The sequence below is a fragment of the Clostridium weizhouense genome (assembly GCF_019431045.1).
Taxonomy (GTDB): Bacteria; Bacillota; Clostridia; order Clostridiales; family Clostridiaceae; genus Clostridium; species Clostridium weizhouense.
Genome location: NZ_JAHXPT010000009.1, coordinates 1 through 14104 on the forward strand (window position 1 = coordinate 1; position 14104 = coordinate 14104).

A 14104-nucleotide genomic window follows, 5' to 3' on the forward strand; every position below is an offset into this window, starting at 1 on the left:
AGTAAAGATCCACTAAGTATAAATTTTGATGATGAAACAGGAGTAACTCTTACAAGTCCAACAGGATTAAACCTAAATGCAGGTGGAAAAATAGCAATAAGGACAAAAAATAACGTAAACATAACAGCACAAAGCAAAATATTAATGACCAAAGGAAATACAGAAAATGGAGTCTCAATAGAAGGAGAATTTCATATAAAAGGTAATAATGTAATAAAAAAATGGAAGCTGTAGAGAAACTTATGCTCCTTTTGCAGAGGGAGGAGTATAAAATGGACTTTAATATTGGAAATTTAGTAAGTGGTGTTGTAGGAGGAATAGCAAAAGTAGCAAATGCAGTAGGTAATGCATTATCAGCAGTAGCTAAAAGTGAAGGAATCATTGGAAGCTTTGCTGGAGTTGCAGCAGTTCTTGCAAATGTTTGTGAAGATGGAGAGATTGATGAGGAGGAAGAACTCCTCGAAGAAGTATTTAAATTGTTGGTTGGAGCTCTTATACCAAGGTTTGGTTTTGAATGGTCAGACGGTGATTATGATGATGATATACCTAGTGATCATGTGTGTTATATCTTATATCAAACAGGTGAAAAATCTGGTGATAAAAAACATACATTTGATGAACAAGCAAAGATACAGATGAGAAAATATGAAAAAAAATATCCTGGCACAAATGTAATTTTGATGCCAGTTAGCAATCCTCAAGAATTTAAGAAAAATGGAATAATATGGATGATGAGTATAATAATATTGATGCTGTAGAAATTATTTTACATGGTAGTATAAATGATGATAATGATGATGATGACTATAAGGGTGCAGGATTTATGTATTTTGAAGATGAAACACACAAAGATCATCCAGATACTTGGTGGTATAGAATTGCAACGGATACAACTGTTATTCCAGATCAACAAAAACAAGAGGCTATATTGATATCAGATTTAGATAAGAAGAAAATGAATGAATTATATTTTAGTTCTTGTAATTCTGCTAATCCTGATGCACAAAATACAGCAAGTGCATTTGAGGAGATTGTTGATGCAAATGAGATAACTGGATGGGATGGGGGAACAGTATATGTTTATAATGATAAAGAACAAGAAAAATCAGAAGAGGTTGCAGGAGGAGAAGGATGGCTAAAAGATTGGGAGTATAAACTTACTGATAAAGGTTTATTAATATATCCAACTTCATCTAAAGGGCAACCAACTTGGTGGAAATATGTTGAAAAAGATGAATATGGATGGCCAGTTAGAAAAAGACAAGGAAAAGTAAGAATAAAATAATAAAAGTTATAATAAGATTAAATTTACATATGAAAGGAGGACTATTGTGAAAAAAATATTAATTGCAATAAGTATAATTTTTATAATAGTATCAATTAGAATATTTCATAGTAGTACCAAAGTAAAACTTTTTGAAAATATTGATATAGAGCGTGTTGATCAAATTTCGATTTCATATATTGGCGGAACATTTAGCACTAAAGATAAAAGTCAGATATCAGAAATTATGAATTATCTGAAGAATGTGCAGTTTTCTGAACGTTCTGACAACAATGCACCTAATACTACTCCAGATGTTTTAATAGGGTTAAGTGGTAAAGACAACTATGATATTCCGTGTTTAAAAATTTATGGCGATTTAGCTAGAGTTGTACCTGAACAAGAGCATGATTATACAATTCCAGATGATTTTTATAGGGAAATTGAAAGTTTATGTAAAAAATATAAAGAGGCTAATAATTAATTATTATGTAATTTACATTACAAAGTTTTAAAGAAAGCATTTATATTAAGTAATTACTTCAATTATATTAGGATTTTGGCTAAGAGAATTTTTATAAAAAAAGATAATTATTATTTATTATTTTAACTGACTGCAATTTTTTGGTCAGTTAAAATTTTTCTTAAAATCCAGTTATGATAACAGCACAAAGCAAAATATTAATGACAAAAGGAAATACAGAAAATGGAGTCTCAATAGAAGGAGAATTCCATATAAAAGGTAATAATGTAATAAAAAACGGAAGCTGTAGAGAAACTTATGCTCCTTTTGCAGAAGGAGGAGTATAAAATGGACTTTAGTATTGGAATTTTAGTAAAAGGTGTTGTAGGAGGAATCGCAAAAGCAGCAAAAGCAGTAGTTGATACAGCAAAATCTATAATATCAGGAATTTCTGAAATATTTTCATCAGCTGGTGGAGCACTTGCATCAGTTCTATCTGGAGCAATGTCTGTACTTGGTGTTGTGGATTTTGATGAAGATGGTGATTTGGACATTGATGACGCAGAAGAATTATTAGGAGAAATAAGGTATGGATAAAAAATTTATCGTAGCAATATTAATTTTTGCTTCAATAATATATTCATGTTACTGGGTTAATGGAGGAAGTAAGTGTGGGAGACATAAAACAATGGTCATTTGAATTTTATGAATTGAAATTTTTTTTGTTTAATAGAAAAATTTGTAGAATATGTGGAAGTAAAATGAAAAAAATAACAAGCAAGAGATATATTGGAATGAAAAAGTTTAGAGGTATTGTGACAGGTTTATCATATAGTAAAGCATATGAAATCACAATTTTTTATTATTGCTCAAAATGTGATAAAAAATATTCTTTAGAAGAGCTAGCAAAGGGGAACAAATAATTATGAAAAATTTAATAAAAAGAATAGTAACCAATAAATTGTATATAGGATGTTTGGGAGCTGTATTAATACAATATATTTTTAGAAATAATTATATTAAACAAGCATTATTTAATACCACAAACATATCATCAATCAGTCAATATGGATTATTAGTTTTAACAATTATAGGAGCGACTATTCTTGCAGGAACTATACTTTTTGGTGGACTTTATATTTTTATACTAGTATTCACAAAATTTATATTCCCAGGATGGAGAAAAATTTTTTATATGTTAAAAAAATAAAAAAGGAGATTTGATTGTGAAAACATTATTACCAATAGGTTCAATTGTATTATTAAAAGATAGTAATAAAAAATTAATGATAATAGGAAGATTGCAGAGAGAATTAGAAAGTAGAAGGGAAAATTAATGGGATTATTCTGCTTGCTTATATCCAGAAGGAAATTTAAGACCAGAAAGTGCGTTTTTATTTAATCATGAACAAATTGAAAGGGTTTATTTTATAGGGTTTCAAGATATAGAAGAATTAGAATATAATAAAAAAATAAGTGAATATATAAATAAAAATATTTAATAAAATTAAATGTAAGTGATAATTTTAGGGATAAAAGAGTTAGATATTTTCAATCAGGTGAAAAAATACTGTAATAGTATCTATGGATGTATTTCAACATGTTTGCCAGCACAATACCCTAGCCATAAAAAAAGAAGAACAATTTGGTATAAAACACTAAATAAATCTGAGATTATTAAGGCAATAAATATTGACCAATTATTCAAATGTATTGTATTAAAGAAAGGTAAAGATTTTTACGAATATAAAAATGCAATACTATTCAATCCAGCAGCAGTTAATGCAGAGGCTTATAAATTACCCGTCTCAGAATATAGTGCTGATATGACTTCATATATTGTGGAAGGTGAAGCACTAAATGCTTGTGAAGATGTTATATCAAAACCAATTAGTAAAGCAGTTTATTTACCTACGCAATATCCTGTTGATACTGCGATAGGTCCAATAAATAGTGCAGATGCAATTGCAAATCACTTAATTGGTGCAGTAAAAGAATCAATAAAGCAATATAATTCGAATGAAAAGGTGATTATATCAAGGACAGTAGATAATAAAATTAAAGAGTTAGGTGAGAATTTAAATGAAGCATTTAACAGCCCTAAGGTACAACAGTTCTTAAGATAAAGGATTATATTATCAATGCGAAGGAGAAATAAGGTATGGATAAAAAATTTATAGTAGCAATATTAATTTTTGCTTCAATAATATGTTCATGTTACTGGGTTAATGGTGGATCAACATACATAATAAATAATGTAATTGATTATATTTCTAGTAAAACCAATAATGGTGAATATAAAATTATTAATATAAATATTTATAGAAACACTCCAGCATGGAAATTAGCATTAGCTGTAAGAGATGAAAAAACTGAAACTATAGAAAAAATAATAAAAGATAATGAGGAATTATTGAATTATCAAGACCCTAAATATGGTGCTACTTTGTTATTATGGGCAGTAGGTATGGAAAAGTATAAATCAGCAGAGACATTATTAAAATGTGGTGCAGACCCCAATATAGCATCAACAAGTGAGGGAGAGACTCCACTTTTTCAAGCAGCAGGTTTTTCTTGGATAGATAACGATGCTAAAAATGATCCTAAGTATGTAAAACTTCTATTAAGTTATGGTGCAGATCCAAATAAAAATTATGTCGGAAAGGATCATGACATTATAGAGGAAGGCACAAGCCCATTAATGCATTCAATTATATGTGGTATTGAGAAAACAAAAGCTTTAGTAGAAGCAGGAGCTGATATTAACTATAAAACAAAAAGTGGACATACAGCAGGAATCAAAGCTTTACATGCAGGTGGCCCAAATGCTACATTGGAAGGCATGCAATATGCATACTATTTAATTGTAGAGAAAAAAGCAAAAGTAAATGAAGCTTATTATGCAACAGAAAATGTTACAATGCCAGGTGATGATCCTAATGAAAAATTTTATCCAGTAGATATACTAAGGAATTGGATATATGAATTAGATTCAGAAGAATATAAGATTAAAATGGAAATTGTTAAAGAATTTAATAATCAAGGGGTAAAATACTGGGAGACTAAAATTCCTGAATATAGGTTAAAACTAATTAAAAAGACTTATCCAGATACTTGGGAAGAATATATAAAAAAATATTAAAAATATATAATAAAAAAAATCCTCCTAACTTCTGTAATTAAAGATGAGGAGGATTTTTAGTGTTAATAAATGTTTTAAATTACAAATGAAGAAGCCTATTGGTTTAGATATGCACCATCACTTATTCAATGCCTATTCTTGGAGAAAGTGCAAGGCTTTATTTTCCAAGTGAAGATGGTGCAGAACCAATTATTACAGGTTGCATAAGAAAAAATGGAGATACTTGTGAAAAAACATCTGATACAACAAATAGATATTTTGCTTCAGAACATGGAAGTGAGATAGAAATGCTTCCAGGAGCTTTAAATATAAATGGTGGAAGTAAAGATCCACTAAGTATAAATTTTGATGATGAAACAGGAGTAACTCTTACAAGTCCAACAGGATTAAACCTAAATGCAGGTGGAAAAATAGCAATAAGGACAAAAAATAACGTAAACATAACAGCACAAAGCAAAATATTAATGACCAAAGGAAATACAGAAAATGGAGTCTCAATAGAAGGAGAATTCCATATAAAAGGTAATAATGTAATAAAAAACGGAAGCTGTAGAGAAACTTATGCTCCTTTTGCAGAAGGAGGAGAGTAATATGGGTTTCTGGGGGAACATGGTAAGTGCTGTTAAGGGAGCAGTAGCCAAAGTAGCAACAGTAGTAACACAATTAGAAACAACAGTAAGTAATAAAATAGCAGGATTATTTGAAATAGGGACTTCAATGATAAATCTAGTAGGAGATGTTACTGGAGTTATAGCAGATATTGCAAATATTTGTGATGATGGGGAGATTAATGAAGACGAAAAGGAAAGACTAAATAAAGATATAAATAAAGTGTATGTTGGAGCTTCTATATTATTTAACGAATTAAAAGATTCTGATGTTGGAAAGCTCATTGATGATCCTACAAGTACATTTAATCAGCTAAATGATAACCTTAGAAGCAGTAGTTTTAATAGATGGTTAAATGATAAAGAAAATGATAATGGATTAATAAAATGGGTTAAGGATGAAGTACACGATACTTTAAAGAAGAGAATAATTAGAGCAGAGGCAATGACATCAACTGTAATTAATACAACAAAGGGAGCGATAGAATTTGTAGAGAAACCATTTGAGTTAGAGACAAAAGAAAAATGGAGATATGTAAATTCATTATTTGGAGAAGATGGATTTTTTAGAACAGGTAATCCTGATAAGTTTATAGATGCAAATAAGCAGAATTTAAAGGAAAGAGAGCAGTGGGTAAATCAAATAAAAAGTATTCCAGGTCAAATAATTGACGATGCAAAAACAGCATTAACACCTAATAAAATATATGATTGGTGCTTTAACCCTGATATGAGTTTAGAAGATGCTACAGAATCGAATCAAAGTACGGTTAATACAGCAATGTTAGTAGATGGTGTGAATGGTTTGGTAAAGGGAAAATTTAATAAGGTATTAAAAGAAAATATGAATCTATAAATAATAGAGTAGGGTTATTTGGACTAGGATGGACATTTGCAGCAGGTGTTGTTGCAGGGTGTACTATTTGAGCAATAGGTGAGTTTTGGAAAGAGAGTTGGATAAAATGATTGACACAATTAAGTACCTTTTAGTATTGGGAATATCAATATCTTTTATTTACTATACAATTTTTGTTGTCAAAAAAGATATTTGTTTAAAAATATTTTCAATGTTACTTTCAACTACTGGGATCTTACTATTTTTATGGAAAGTTAGTGGTATAAATGAAGTTCTATTTAGAAATTTATTTTTTATTTCTACAGCAGTATTAGTAATTCAGATAACAGTTATGGCGTGGAGAATAAGAAAAATTCCAGATAAGAGATATGGTACATATGCTTGGTTAGGTACACTTATTTTCTTGTGTTTAGCCTTAATCGCAATTTATGTAATGTCAAAAATGGGAGTATATGGATAGATGGATTATGCATCAAATCTGTTGTGAACTTTTTCGCACACATATTTTGCATAATATAATGAAGCAACAGTTGTAAATAATACAAGTTTTTCCAATGAGTAGGTAAGAAGAGTTGAAAGATAAGCTGATGCAATTTGTGACCCAACTCCAGAGTCAGAAGAAAAAGGAGGACAAATATCTTATTATAACATAAATGATAAAAATTTAAAATTTAAGATAGAAGATAAGATTAGGCAATTTTCAGGAAGTAAATTTAATACAGAAGGATGTGATAATTATCCAGCAAAATATGTTAAGGAGGAGAATAAAGATATGTTTGAAGATATATATTGGGAGAGAATTTATGAAGATGGACATACCGAACAAATAGATATTGGAGGACCAAGAAAATGAAAATAATTAAAATAATAGGTAGAAGTATTATAGCATTTATTTTATTAATACCTATTATTGTTAGAATACCTGTAGAGCACATTGCAATTCATATAAATACTACTAAAGGCTTAAAAGAAGATTTTGTTGAAGAGAAAACAGCACAAATTTATGTTGGTAGCTATCCAGAATATCCTGGATGGTGTATATATGGAAAAGATGGTGTAATGTTTGAGTTTGACAAAGATCATCATATGGACTTTATATTTATTACAGGTAATTTTCCAGATAAACTAAATTATGATTTGGTTGAAAATACTTTTGTTCTTAATGGAAAATATTTGGGTGAAAAGAAATATAAAAATATTTCTGCAGGTTGCTTCTATGTGGAAAGTTGGGGAACATTAGGAGATGTTAAAAGAAGCAAGGGAGATTGCGAAAATTTCTCAAAGTCAAGTTTAACGATACTAGATAAAGTATTTACCGACCCAATACTTGTACATAGTCTTGATGAATTTGAGGATGTGGGCTATTCTAAAATTACAGAATAATATTATTTAGAAAATAAGGAGTAAGTATAAATAAAGTTAAAATGAAACGTATAGAGAATTAATATGTATAAGAATACGTGAACTGCCAATAATCCTTCTCATTTATATAATTAAAGATAAGGAGGATTGTTAATTGATAGTATGAACTATGAGGCTTTCAAAGATTTAAAAAGATTTCATGAATCTGGTGGAGATGAAGCTTATAGAAATAAGGAGGAAATAATCTATAAATATAAATTATGTAGAAAAAATGGGGTATGGCAAATAAAAGAGAAGAAGAGTTACCTGATTCTGCATCTTGCAAGGCTGGACGAATATTTGGTGATATATGGTCACTTATAGGAAGTGGACTTGAATTTGGTGGTGGTAGTTCTGAAGCAATGGGAGGCGTTGTTTTAGATAGTTCAGGAGCTGGAGCTGTAATAGGTGTACCACTTAACATATCTGGAGTGGCAATTGCAGCAGATGGAGTTATTAATGCGGAGAGATCATTTAATAATCTTGCAAAGGATACAATGAGTCTTATATCTTCTAGGAGGATGAGTAAGGCGGGGAATAGACCTCTTAATTTAAGTCCAGAAGGAGCGGAAGAAATGATAAAATTAGATTTATACTAGCATGTAGTAACGAGATCTATTCATTAGTTAATGATAATAATATTCTAAAGGAATATAAATTTTACCTTGTAGTAAATAAAAAAATAAAAGACATAAATTCAAGAGTAGAAAATTATAAAAAAATATGGAAAGATATGAATAAAAATTGGAATATAGAAGATTTTAATAAAGGACCTGAGATAAAAGTAGATATTGAAGGGAGTTATTATTTCTCTAGTATTTCAGAATTTAATATAGAGAAGCTCCCACTTGCACTTGAGATTGTTTCAATTAATTCAAAACTTAATACAATTATTATGAGTAAATGTGATGATATTTTAACAGAAAACTATATAGATGAAATGTTCCGGATATTGTTCAATTGTGAGGCACAGTATTCAAATGAAATTGATTATTATGGTTTGGCTATGCAATGTTGCAATAAAGGGGATATTGCAATAAGATGGGGGACCTCGTTTGAGGAAGTAGAAGCTGCTTTAATCTATAACCCTAGTATAGTAAATATATAATAAATGCAGTGATTTTGGTGTCTGAAAAAGCATATTAAAAACAAAAATACAACTTGCAGAAGAATTAGTTGAGTATGATAAAGTTAAATATTAAATTTTATTCTTTTTTAGATGGAATATAGTGTAAAAAATAAGTGTGTAAGTGTATTTACACACTTATTTTTTTAGATTTTACACTATAAAAATAATCTATAAGTAAGTAATAAAGCCATTTTAGGAATCTTTATTTATATATTAAAAGTTGGCATGTAATTTGCTTTATATAAAAGGTGTACGATAAAAAATATTAAGTTTAAATGAATATGTTTACAAGAAGAATGAGATTTATGTTTAGAAAAGGATTATAGTTATTAAAACACAATAAAAAAATATAGGAGGAATATAAATGAAAAATATATTATTGGTTTGTTGTGCTGGAATGTCTACAAGTTTATTGGTATCAAAAATGCAGCAGGCAGCAAAGGAAAAAGGTATTGAATGTAATATACAAGCAACAGGTGAAGCTGAAGTCAAACAGTATATAGATAATACAGATGTTTTATTATTAGGTCCACAAGTTAGATTTTTATTATCAAAATTTAAGAAAAGTTTAGCTGATAAAAATGTACCCGTAGAAGTAATAAACACAATTGATTATGGAACAATGAATGGTAAAAAAGTTTTAGAAAGAGCCTTAGAAGTTATAGAAAATAATTAAAGCATGAAGGGGAGAAACTTAATGGAAGAAATAATAATGACTCTTATAGTACACAGTGGAGAAGTTAGAAGTTATTCAATGGAAGCAATTCAATGTGCTAAAAGTGGGAATATAGATGAAGCAAGAGAACTTATTAAAAAAGCTGAAGAAGAAGAATCAAGGGCGCATAGTGTTCAAACGTCTTTAATACAAAAAGAAGCTAATGGAGAGAAAACAGAAGTTACTTTATTAATGGTTCATGCTCAAGACCATTTAATGACAAGTATGACAGTAAAATCTCTTGCGGTTGAAATTATAGATATACATGAACAATTGCATAGTAAATAAAAAAGTCTTGTTGTTGTATTTTAAGGAGATGTTAATACTACAATATAAACACTATTTTAAAATATAAATGACTAAATATTAAGTGAAAAAAGTGTGGTGATTATGTGAAATATGTTATAGGAGTTGATGGTGGAGGCACCAAAACTGAAGCTATTGCTTATTCTTTAGATGGAAAAGTTATTATGAGTTCAATAAAGGGATTTGCTAATTTATTAAATAATAAGGAAAAAGCTTTAGAAAATATAGTAGGTTCTATAAAAGAAATAGTAGAAAAACTTGGATATGAAGAACTTAGTGGTGTATATCTTGGTGTCGCTGGAGTAGAGGTTGGAGATAATTCTAAAGTAATAAAAGATGCAGTAAAAGATAAGCTTAATATTGACTGTATAGTTATGAATGATGCAGAGATAGCTTTAAAGGCAATGTTAAAAGGAAAAGATGGAATATTAGTTATAGCAGGGACAGGCTCAGTAGCATTTGGAGTTAAAGATAATATAAATGTGAGATGTGGAGGCTGGGGAAATCTATTAGGTGATGAAGGTAGTGGGTATAAAATAGCAATAGAATCAATAAAAAGAATGATATCAGAAGAAGAATATTCTTTAGAGCAATCAGAATTATCTAAAAGGATTTTAGAAAATCTAAAAATTAGTTCAGTTAATGAAATAACAGAGTTTGTATATTCTTCAACTAAAGATGAGATAGCGTCATTAACCAAAATAGTTGCTAGATTAGCTGAAGATGGGGATATTATAGCAAGTAAAATATTAATAGATGAAGCAAGAAGTTTTGGAAAGAGAGTTGAAAATGTATACAAAAAATTGAACTTTGAAAGTTGTTCTATAGCATTAGTTGGAGGTGTAATTAGAAAGGCAAAGGTATTTAGAAAAGCTTTTGAGGAGTATTTAAAAGAAACTATAGTTCTTGATGAGATTGTAGATGAAGAAATTTCTCCTACTATAGGGGCTTATTATCTGAATAAACAATAGCTTCAAAAGTTAAATTCAGATTTTAGTTTATCATTATGCCACAATATAAATAATATTTTAAAACACAATTATTTATACGTAAGAGTTATAGATTGATAATAATAGATATAGAATTAGTGAAATCAATTATTAAACTGTTTAGATTAATCAATATAAGGTAGAAAATGGAGGGAAAAGGATGAAGAGGTTAGGGATTTCAGTATATCCAAATCATACTGATATAAATGAAATCGTTAAATATATACATTTAGCAGGAAGGTATGGATTCAAAAGAATATTTACATGTTTAATTTCTGTAGCTGATAAAAATTTGGATGATGTACTGGGTGATTTTAAGCTTATGTTAAATGCTGCAAAGGAAGAAGATATGGAAGTAATTGCAGATTTAGAGCCAGCTGTATTTAAGTTTTTAGGAGCATCCATATATGACTTGAAAGCGTTTAAAGATATGGGCTTAGATGGTATAAGATTAGATTTAGGCTTTAGTGGAATGGAAGAATCTATAATGAGTTTCAATGAGTATGGTTTAAAAATAGAATTAAACATGAGTAATGGAACTAAATATGTGGATAATATTCTTTCTTATAATTCTAATGTGAACAATTTATATGGATGTCATAATTTTTATCCTCATAAATACACAGGACTTTCACTTGAACATTTTATGAAGTGTTCAAAACAGTTTAAGGAACTTGGAATAAATACATCAGCATTTGTAAATTCCAAGAGTGCAAAATATGGTCCTTGGCCTGTTTCAGAAGGATTATGTACATTAGAATCTCATAGAGATTTAAATATAGAAGTACAAGCTAAACATCTTTTAGCAACTGGATTAATTGATGATGTAATAATAGCAAATTCATTTGCATCAGAGGAGGAATTAAAGGCATTAAGTGATTTAAATAAAGAAAAATTAGTTTTTAATGTTCAGTTTAATGAATATGCAACTGAACTTGATAAAAAAATAGTTCTTGAAGAATATCACTATAATAGGGGGGATGTCTCAGAGTATATGTTAAGATCCACTCAAAGCAGAGTTAAATACAAAGGAGAAAGTTTTCCACCAGTTAATACTCCAGATATTAAAAGAGGAGATATATTAATAGATTCAGATTTATATACAAGATATGCAGGGGAACTTCAAGTTGCTTTAAAAGATATGAAAAATACAGGGAAAACAAATGTTGTTGGAAAGATAGTTGATGAAGAAATATTTTTATTAGATTATATAAAGCCTTGGACAAGCTTTGGCTTTAAGCAATAATTATGTTTTAAAGAAAAGTTTATATTTTTAAGTTTTACTTTATCCTAAAATATAAACAGGTATTTTTAAAACACAGTCAAATAAATAAGAAGATTAGAAATTATAATTATTATTTAACTTAGACTAAAACAATATTAAATTAGTAAATTTATTAAAAAAATTTATATTAACTAAAACTTAATACAAATCTTATAACTTAAAACCTAAAATTTAATATAAACCTAAAAACATATATAAGTTCTAATAAAGTTTGTTCATTAATATAAATCTTAGAATAGTTATAAATAGTATTACTTATAAGTAGAGTAAGAAACTTATATAGAAAATTTATTATATAGAGATTTATAACTAGAAACTATTAATTAAAGATATAATTCTTTATAAAAACTTATATAAAAGATTTTAAATGTAATAACTTAATTAGAACATATAGAATTTAGAAGTTAAATCTTAATCAATAGAATTAAAATATTAACTGAATTAAAATAAATATTTAATATAGGAGGAAATATCAATGAAAAAATTTTTTGATTGGATGGAAGAGCATTTTGTACCGATTGCAGCAAAGATTGGTTCACAAAGACATCTTGTAGCAATACGTGATGGTTTTGCAACAATAACACCATTAGTTATGGCTGGAGCATTTGCGGTATTATTCAATAATTTAGGATTTAAATGGTATCAAAACTTTATGAACTGGTTATTACCGGTAGGATGGACAGCTTGGGGTGGAGCTATTTGGAATGGTTCCTTTGGAGTAATGTCAATATTAATTGTATTTACAATATCATATCATTTAGCTAACGGTTATGGTAAAGATGGACTGTCTGCTGGAATAGTTTCTTTATCAGCAGCAATGATTTTATATGCAACTAATGCTGAAGGTGCATTACCATTTGATTTTTTAGGGGCACAAGGATTATTTGTTTCTATAATAGTAGCATTAATAGCAACAGAACTTTTTGTTAAATTAATAGGAAATCCTAAGTTAGTAATAAAGATGCCAGATGGTGTTCCACCAGCAGTTGCTAAATCTTTTGCAGCATTATTTCCTTCAATGATAATATTAGCAATCACAGCAGGAATTAAAGAAATATTTATAGTTTTAAGTGTTCCTGATATTCATAAAGCATTATTTACAGCATTACAACAACCATTACAAGGAGTTGCAGGAAGTTTAGGTGGAGTATTACTTATAATTTTTGTATCTCAATTATTATGGTTCTTTGGATTACATGGTTCAAATATACTTGCACCACTTATAAATGCATTATTATTACCATTACTTGTTTTAAATACAGAAGCGGTAAAAGCTGGATTAGAGCCAAAAAATATTGTAAGTAGTCAATTCTTAGATTCATATGTAAATATGGGAGGATCAGGAGCTACAATTGCATTAATTTTAGCGATATATATTTTAGGAAAGAAAGCTGGTTCTCAACAAAAGATGATAGCAAACTTAAGTATAGCTCCAGGATGTTTTAATATAAATGAACCAATAATTTTTGGTATGCCAATAGTATTAAATCCAATGTATTTTATTCCATTTATGTTAGCACCTCTAGCTTCAGCGTTAATAGCTTACAGTTTAACTGTAATACACTTTGTACCAAAGGTTTCCATTATGGCAACATGGACAACACCACCAATTTTAGGTGCATTTTTATCAACTAACTCAATTATGGGTGCAGTAACAGCTTTAATTTGTTTAGCTGTAAGTGTATTAATATATCTTCCATTTGTATATGTAGCTGGAAGACAAGAATTAAAAAATAATAAATAGATTTAATTTAAATTTAATTTTGCCTCTTAAAATAACCCATATTATATAAATGTTTTATTTACAAACAAAAAAAGCACCCCTGGGGTACCCCAGGGGTGCTTATTACATATAATAATTATAGAAATTTAGTATGTAATTTAAAATTACGTATGATACAAATTATATTTGCAACATAATGTCGAAATTTAAACTAAAAGTATAT

The 14104-nt window shown here is 28.6% G+C and carries 20 protein-coding genes and 2 pseudogenes; all 22 read left to right on the forward strand.

The annotated features are described in order from the left end of the window. A pseudogene (locus KYD98_RS11345) lies at positions 1-234 on the forward strand (late control protein D); the annotation flags it as partial. A 38-nt stretch (positions 235-272) separates the two neighbouring features. Then, positions 273-758, forward strand: coding sequence for a hypothetical protein (locus KYD98_RS18230; RefSeq protein ID WP_258049779.1), 486 nt, complete (start codon positions 273-275; stop codon positions 756-758). Next, complete coding sequence (locus KYD98_RS18235) at positions 725-1285, forward strand: hypothetical protein (RefSeq protein WP_258049780.1); 561 nt, start codon at positions 725-727, stop codon at positions 1283-1285. The genes KYD98_RS18230 and KYD98_RS18235 overlap by 34 nt, the downstream gene beginning before the upstream one ends. Positions 1286-1331: 46 nt before the next feature. Continuing rightward, positions 1332-1748 carry a hypothetical protein gene (locus KYD98_RS11355; protein WP_219780161.1) on the forward strand — a complete coding sequence of 139 codons (417 nt, stop codon included), beginning with the start codon at positions 1332-1334 and terminating at the stop codon, positions 1746-1748. A gap of 200 nt (positions 1749-1948) precedes the next feature. Beyond that, a complete protein-coding gene (locus KYD98_RS11360; RefSeq protein ID WP_017825709.1) occupies positions 1949-2074 on the forward strand; it encodes a hypothetical protein in 126 nt (41 codons plus the stop codon). Between the two features lies 1 nt (position 2075). Beyond that, on the forward strand, positions 2076-2324 hold the full coding sequence (locus KYD98_RS11365; RefSeq protein ID WP_219780162.1) for a hypothetical protein: 249 nt from the start codon (positions 2076-2078) through the stop codon (positions 2322-2324). Between the two features lie 74 nt (positions 2325-2398). Next, positions 2399-2650: a hypothetical protein gene (locus KYD98_RS11370; RefSeq protein ID WP_219780163.1), complete on the forward strand. Its 252-nt coding sequence runs from the start codon at positions 2399-2401 to the stop codon at positions 2648-2650. Positions 2651-2652: 2 nt separating this feature from the next. Continuing rightward, positions 2653-2937, forward strand: coding sequence for a hypothetical protein (locus tag KYD98_RS11375; RefSeq protein ID WP_219780164.1), 285 nt, complete (start codon positions 2653-2655; stop codon positions 2935-2937). A 16-nt stretch (positions 2938-2953) separates the two neighbouring features. After that, positions 2954-3229: pseudogene (locus KYD98_RS11380) on the forward strand (DUF4176 domain-containing protein). 57 nt (positions 3230-3286) lie between these two features. Further along, positions 3287-3853, forward strand: a complete 567-nt coding sequence (locus tag KYD98_RS11385; protein ID WP_219780312.1) for a hypothetical protein — start codon at positions 3287-3289, stop codon at positions 3851-3853. A gap of 35 nt (positions 3854-3888) precedes the next feature. Next, positions 3889-4869: an ankyrin repeat domain-containing protein gene (locus KYD98_RS11390; RefSeq protein ID WP_219780165.1), complete on the forward strand. Its 981-nt coding sequence runs from the start codon at positions 3889-3891 to the stop codon at positions 4867-4869. A gap of 128 nt (positions 4870-4997) precedes the next feature. Continuing rightward, complete coding sequence (locus tag KYD98_RS11395; RefSeq protein ID WP_258049782.1) at positions 4998-5459, forward strand: hypothetical protein; 462 nt, start codon at positions 4998-5000, stop codon at positions 5457-5459. Position 5460: 1 nt separating this feature from the next. Continuing rightward, the gene (locus tag KYD98_RS11400) at positions 5461-6333 is read left to right on the forward strand and encodes a hypothetical protein (RefSeq protein WP_219780166.1); all 873 of its coding nucleotides are present in this window, start codon (positions 5461-5463) and stop codon (positions 6331-6333) included. Between the two features lie 106 nt (positions 6334-6439). Continuing rightward, positions 6440-6793, forward strand: a complete 354-nt coding sequence (locus KYD98_RS11405) for a hypothetical protein (protein ID WP_219780167.1) — start codon at positions 6440-6442, stop codon at positions 6791-6793. A gap of 389 nt (positions 6794-7182) precedes the next feature. Continuing rightward, entirely contained in the window at positions 7183-7716 is a 534-nt protein-coding gene (locus tag KYD98_RS11410; RefSeq protein ID WP_219780168.1) for a hypothetical protein, read from the forward strand. Positions 7717-7973: 257 nt separating this feature from the next. Then, complete coding sequence (locus tag KYD98_RS11415; RefSeq protein WP_219780169.1) at positions 7974-8333, forward strand: hypothetical protein; 360 nt, start codon at positions 7974-7976, stop codon at positions 8331-8333. A gap of 134 nt (positions 8334-8467) precedes the next feature. Continuing rightward, a complete protein-coding gene (locus KYD98_RS11420) occupies positions 8468-8842 on the forward strand; it encodes a hypothetical protein (protein ID WP_219780170.1) in 375 nt (124 codons plus the stop codon). A 385-nt stretch (positions 8843-9227) separates the two neighbouring features. After that, positions 9228-9539 (forward strand): PTS sugar transporter subunit IIB, encoded by a 312-nt coding sequence (locus KYD98_RS11425; protein WP_219780171.1) that lies wholly within the window; start codon positions 9228-9230, stop codon positions 9537-9539. 21 nt (positions 9540-9560) lie between these two features. After that, positions 9561-9866 carry a PTS lactose/cellobiose transporter subunit IIA gene (locus tag KYD98_RS11430; protein WP_219780172.1) on the forward strand — a complete coding sequence of 102 codons (306 nt, stop codon included), beginning with the start codon at positions 9561-9563 and terminating at the stop codon, positions 9864-9866. 104 nt (positions 9867-9970) lie between these two features. Next, positions 9971-10855, forward strand: coding sequence for an N-acetylglucosamine kinase (locus KYD98_RS11435; RefSeq protein WP_219780173.1), 885 nt, complete (start codon positions 9971-9973; stop codon positions 10853-10855). A 178-nt stretch (positions 10856-11033) separates the two neighbouring features. After that, a complete protein-coding gene (locus KYD98_RS11440; RefSeq protein WP_219780174.1) occupies positions 11034-12119 on the forward strand; it encodes a DUF871 domain-containing protein in 1086 nt (361 codons plus the stop codon). A 514-nt stretch (positions 12120-12633) separates the two neighbouring features. Continuing rightward, on the forward strand, positions 12634-13902 hold the full coding sequence (locus KYD98_RS11445) for a PTS sugar transporter subunit IIC (RefSeq protein ID WP_219780175.1): 1269 nt from the start codon (positions 12634-12636) through the stop codon (positions 13900-13902). The last annotated feature ends 202 nt before the right edge of the window (positions 13903-14104 follow it).

Excerpts from the sequence above, each read along its gene's own strand:
- KYD98_RS18230 (WP_258049779.1), top strand. The coding sequence starts at position 273 with ATGGACTTTAATATTGGAAATTTAGTAAGTGGTGTTGTAGGAGGAATA.
- KYD98_RS18235 (WP_258049780.1), top strand. The coding sequence starts at position 725 with ATGGATGATGAGTATAATAATATTGATGCTGTAGAAATTATTTTACAT.
- KYD98_RS11360 (WP_017825709.1), top strand. The coding sequence starts at position 1,949 with ATGACAAAAGGAAATACAGAAAATGGAGTCTCAATAGAAGGAGAATTC.
- KYD98_RS11365 (WP_219780162.1), top strand. The coding sequence starts at position 2,076 with ATGGACTTTAGTATTGGAATTTTAGTAAAAGGTGTTGTAGGAGGAATC.
- KYD98_RS11375 (WP_219780164.1), top strand. The coding sequence starts at position 2,653 with ATGAAAAATTTAATAAAAAGAATAGTAACCAATAAATTGTATATAGGA.
- KYD98_RS11390 (WP_219780165.1), top strand. The coding sequence starts at position 3,889 with ATGGATAAAAAATTTATAGTAGCAATATTAATTTTTGCTTCAATAATA.
- KYD98_RS11395 (WP_258049782.1), top strand. The coding sequence starts at position 4,998 with ATGCCTATTCTTGGAGAAAGTGCAAGGCTTTATTTTCCAAGTGAAGAT.
- KYD98_RS11400 (WP_219780166.1), top strand. The coding sequence starts at position 5,461 with ATGGGTTTCTGGGGGAACATGGTAAGTGCTGTTAAGGGAGCAGTAGCC.
- KYD98_RS11405 (WP_219780167.1), top strand. The coding sequence starts at position 6,440 with ATGATTGACACAATTAAGTACCTTTTAGTATTGGGAATATCAATATCT.
- KYD98_RS11410 (WP_219780168.1), top strand. The coding sequence starts at position 7,183 with ATGAAAATAATTAAAATAATAGGTAGAAGTATTATAGCATTTATTTTA.
- KYD98_RS11415 (WP_219780169.1), top strand. The coding sequence starts at position 7,974 with ATGGCAAATAAAAGAGAAGAAGAGTTACCTGATTCTGCATCTTGCAAG.
- KYD98_RS11420 (WP_219780170.1), top strand. The coding sequence starts at position 8,468 with ATGAATAAAAATTGGAATATAGAAGATTTTAATAAAGGACCTGAGATA.
- KYD98_RS11425 (WP_219780171.1), top strand. The coding sequence starts at position 9,228 with ATGAAAAATATATTATTGGTTTGTTGTGCTGGAATGTCTACAAGTTTA.
- KYD98_RS11430 (WP_219780172.1), top strand. The coding sequence starts at position 9,561 with ATGGAAGAAATAATAATGACTCTTATAGTACACAGTGGAGAAGTTAGA.
- KYD98_RS11440 (WP_219780174.1), top strand. The coding sequence starts at position 11,034 with ATGAAGAGGTTAGGGATTTCAGTATATCCAAATCATACTGATATAAAT.
- KYD98_RS11445 (WP_219780175.1), top strand. The coding sequence starts at position 12,634 with ATGAAAAAATTTTTTGATTGGATGGAAGAGCATTTTGTACCGATTGCA.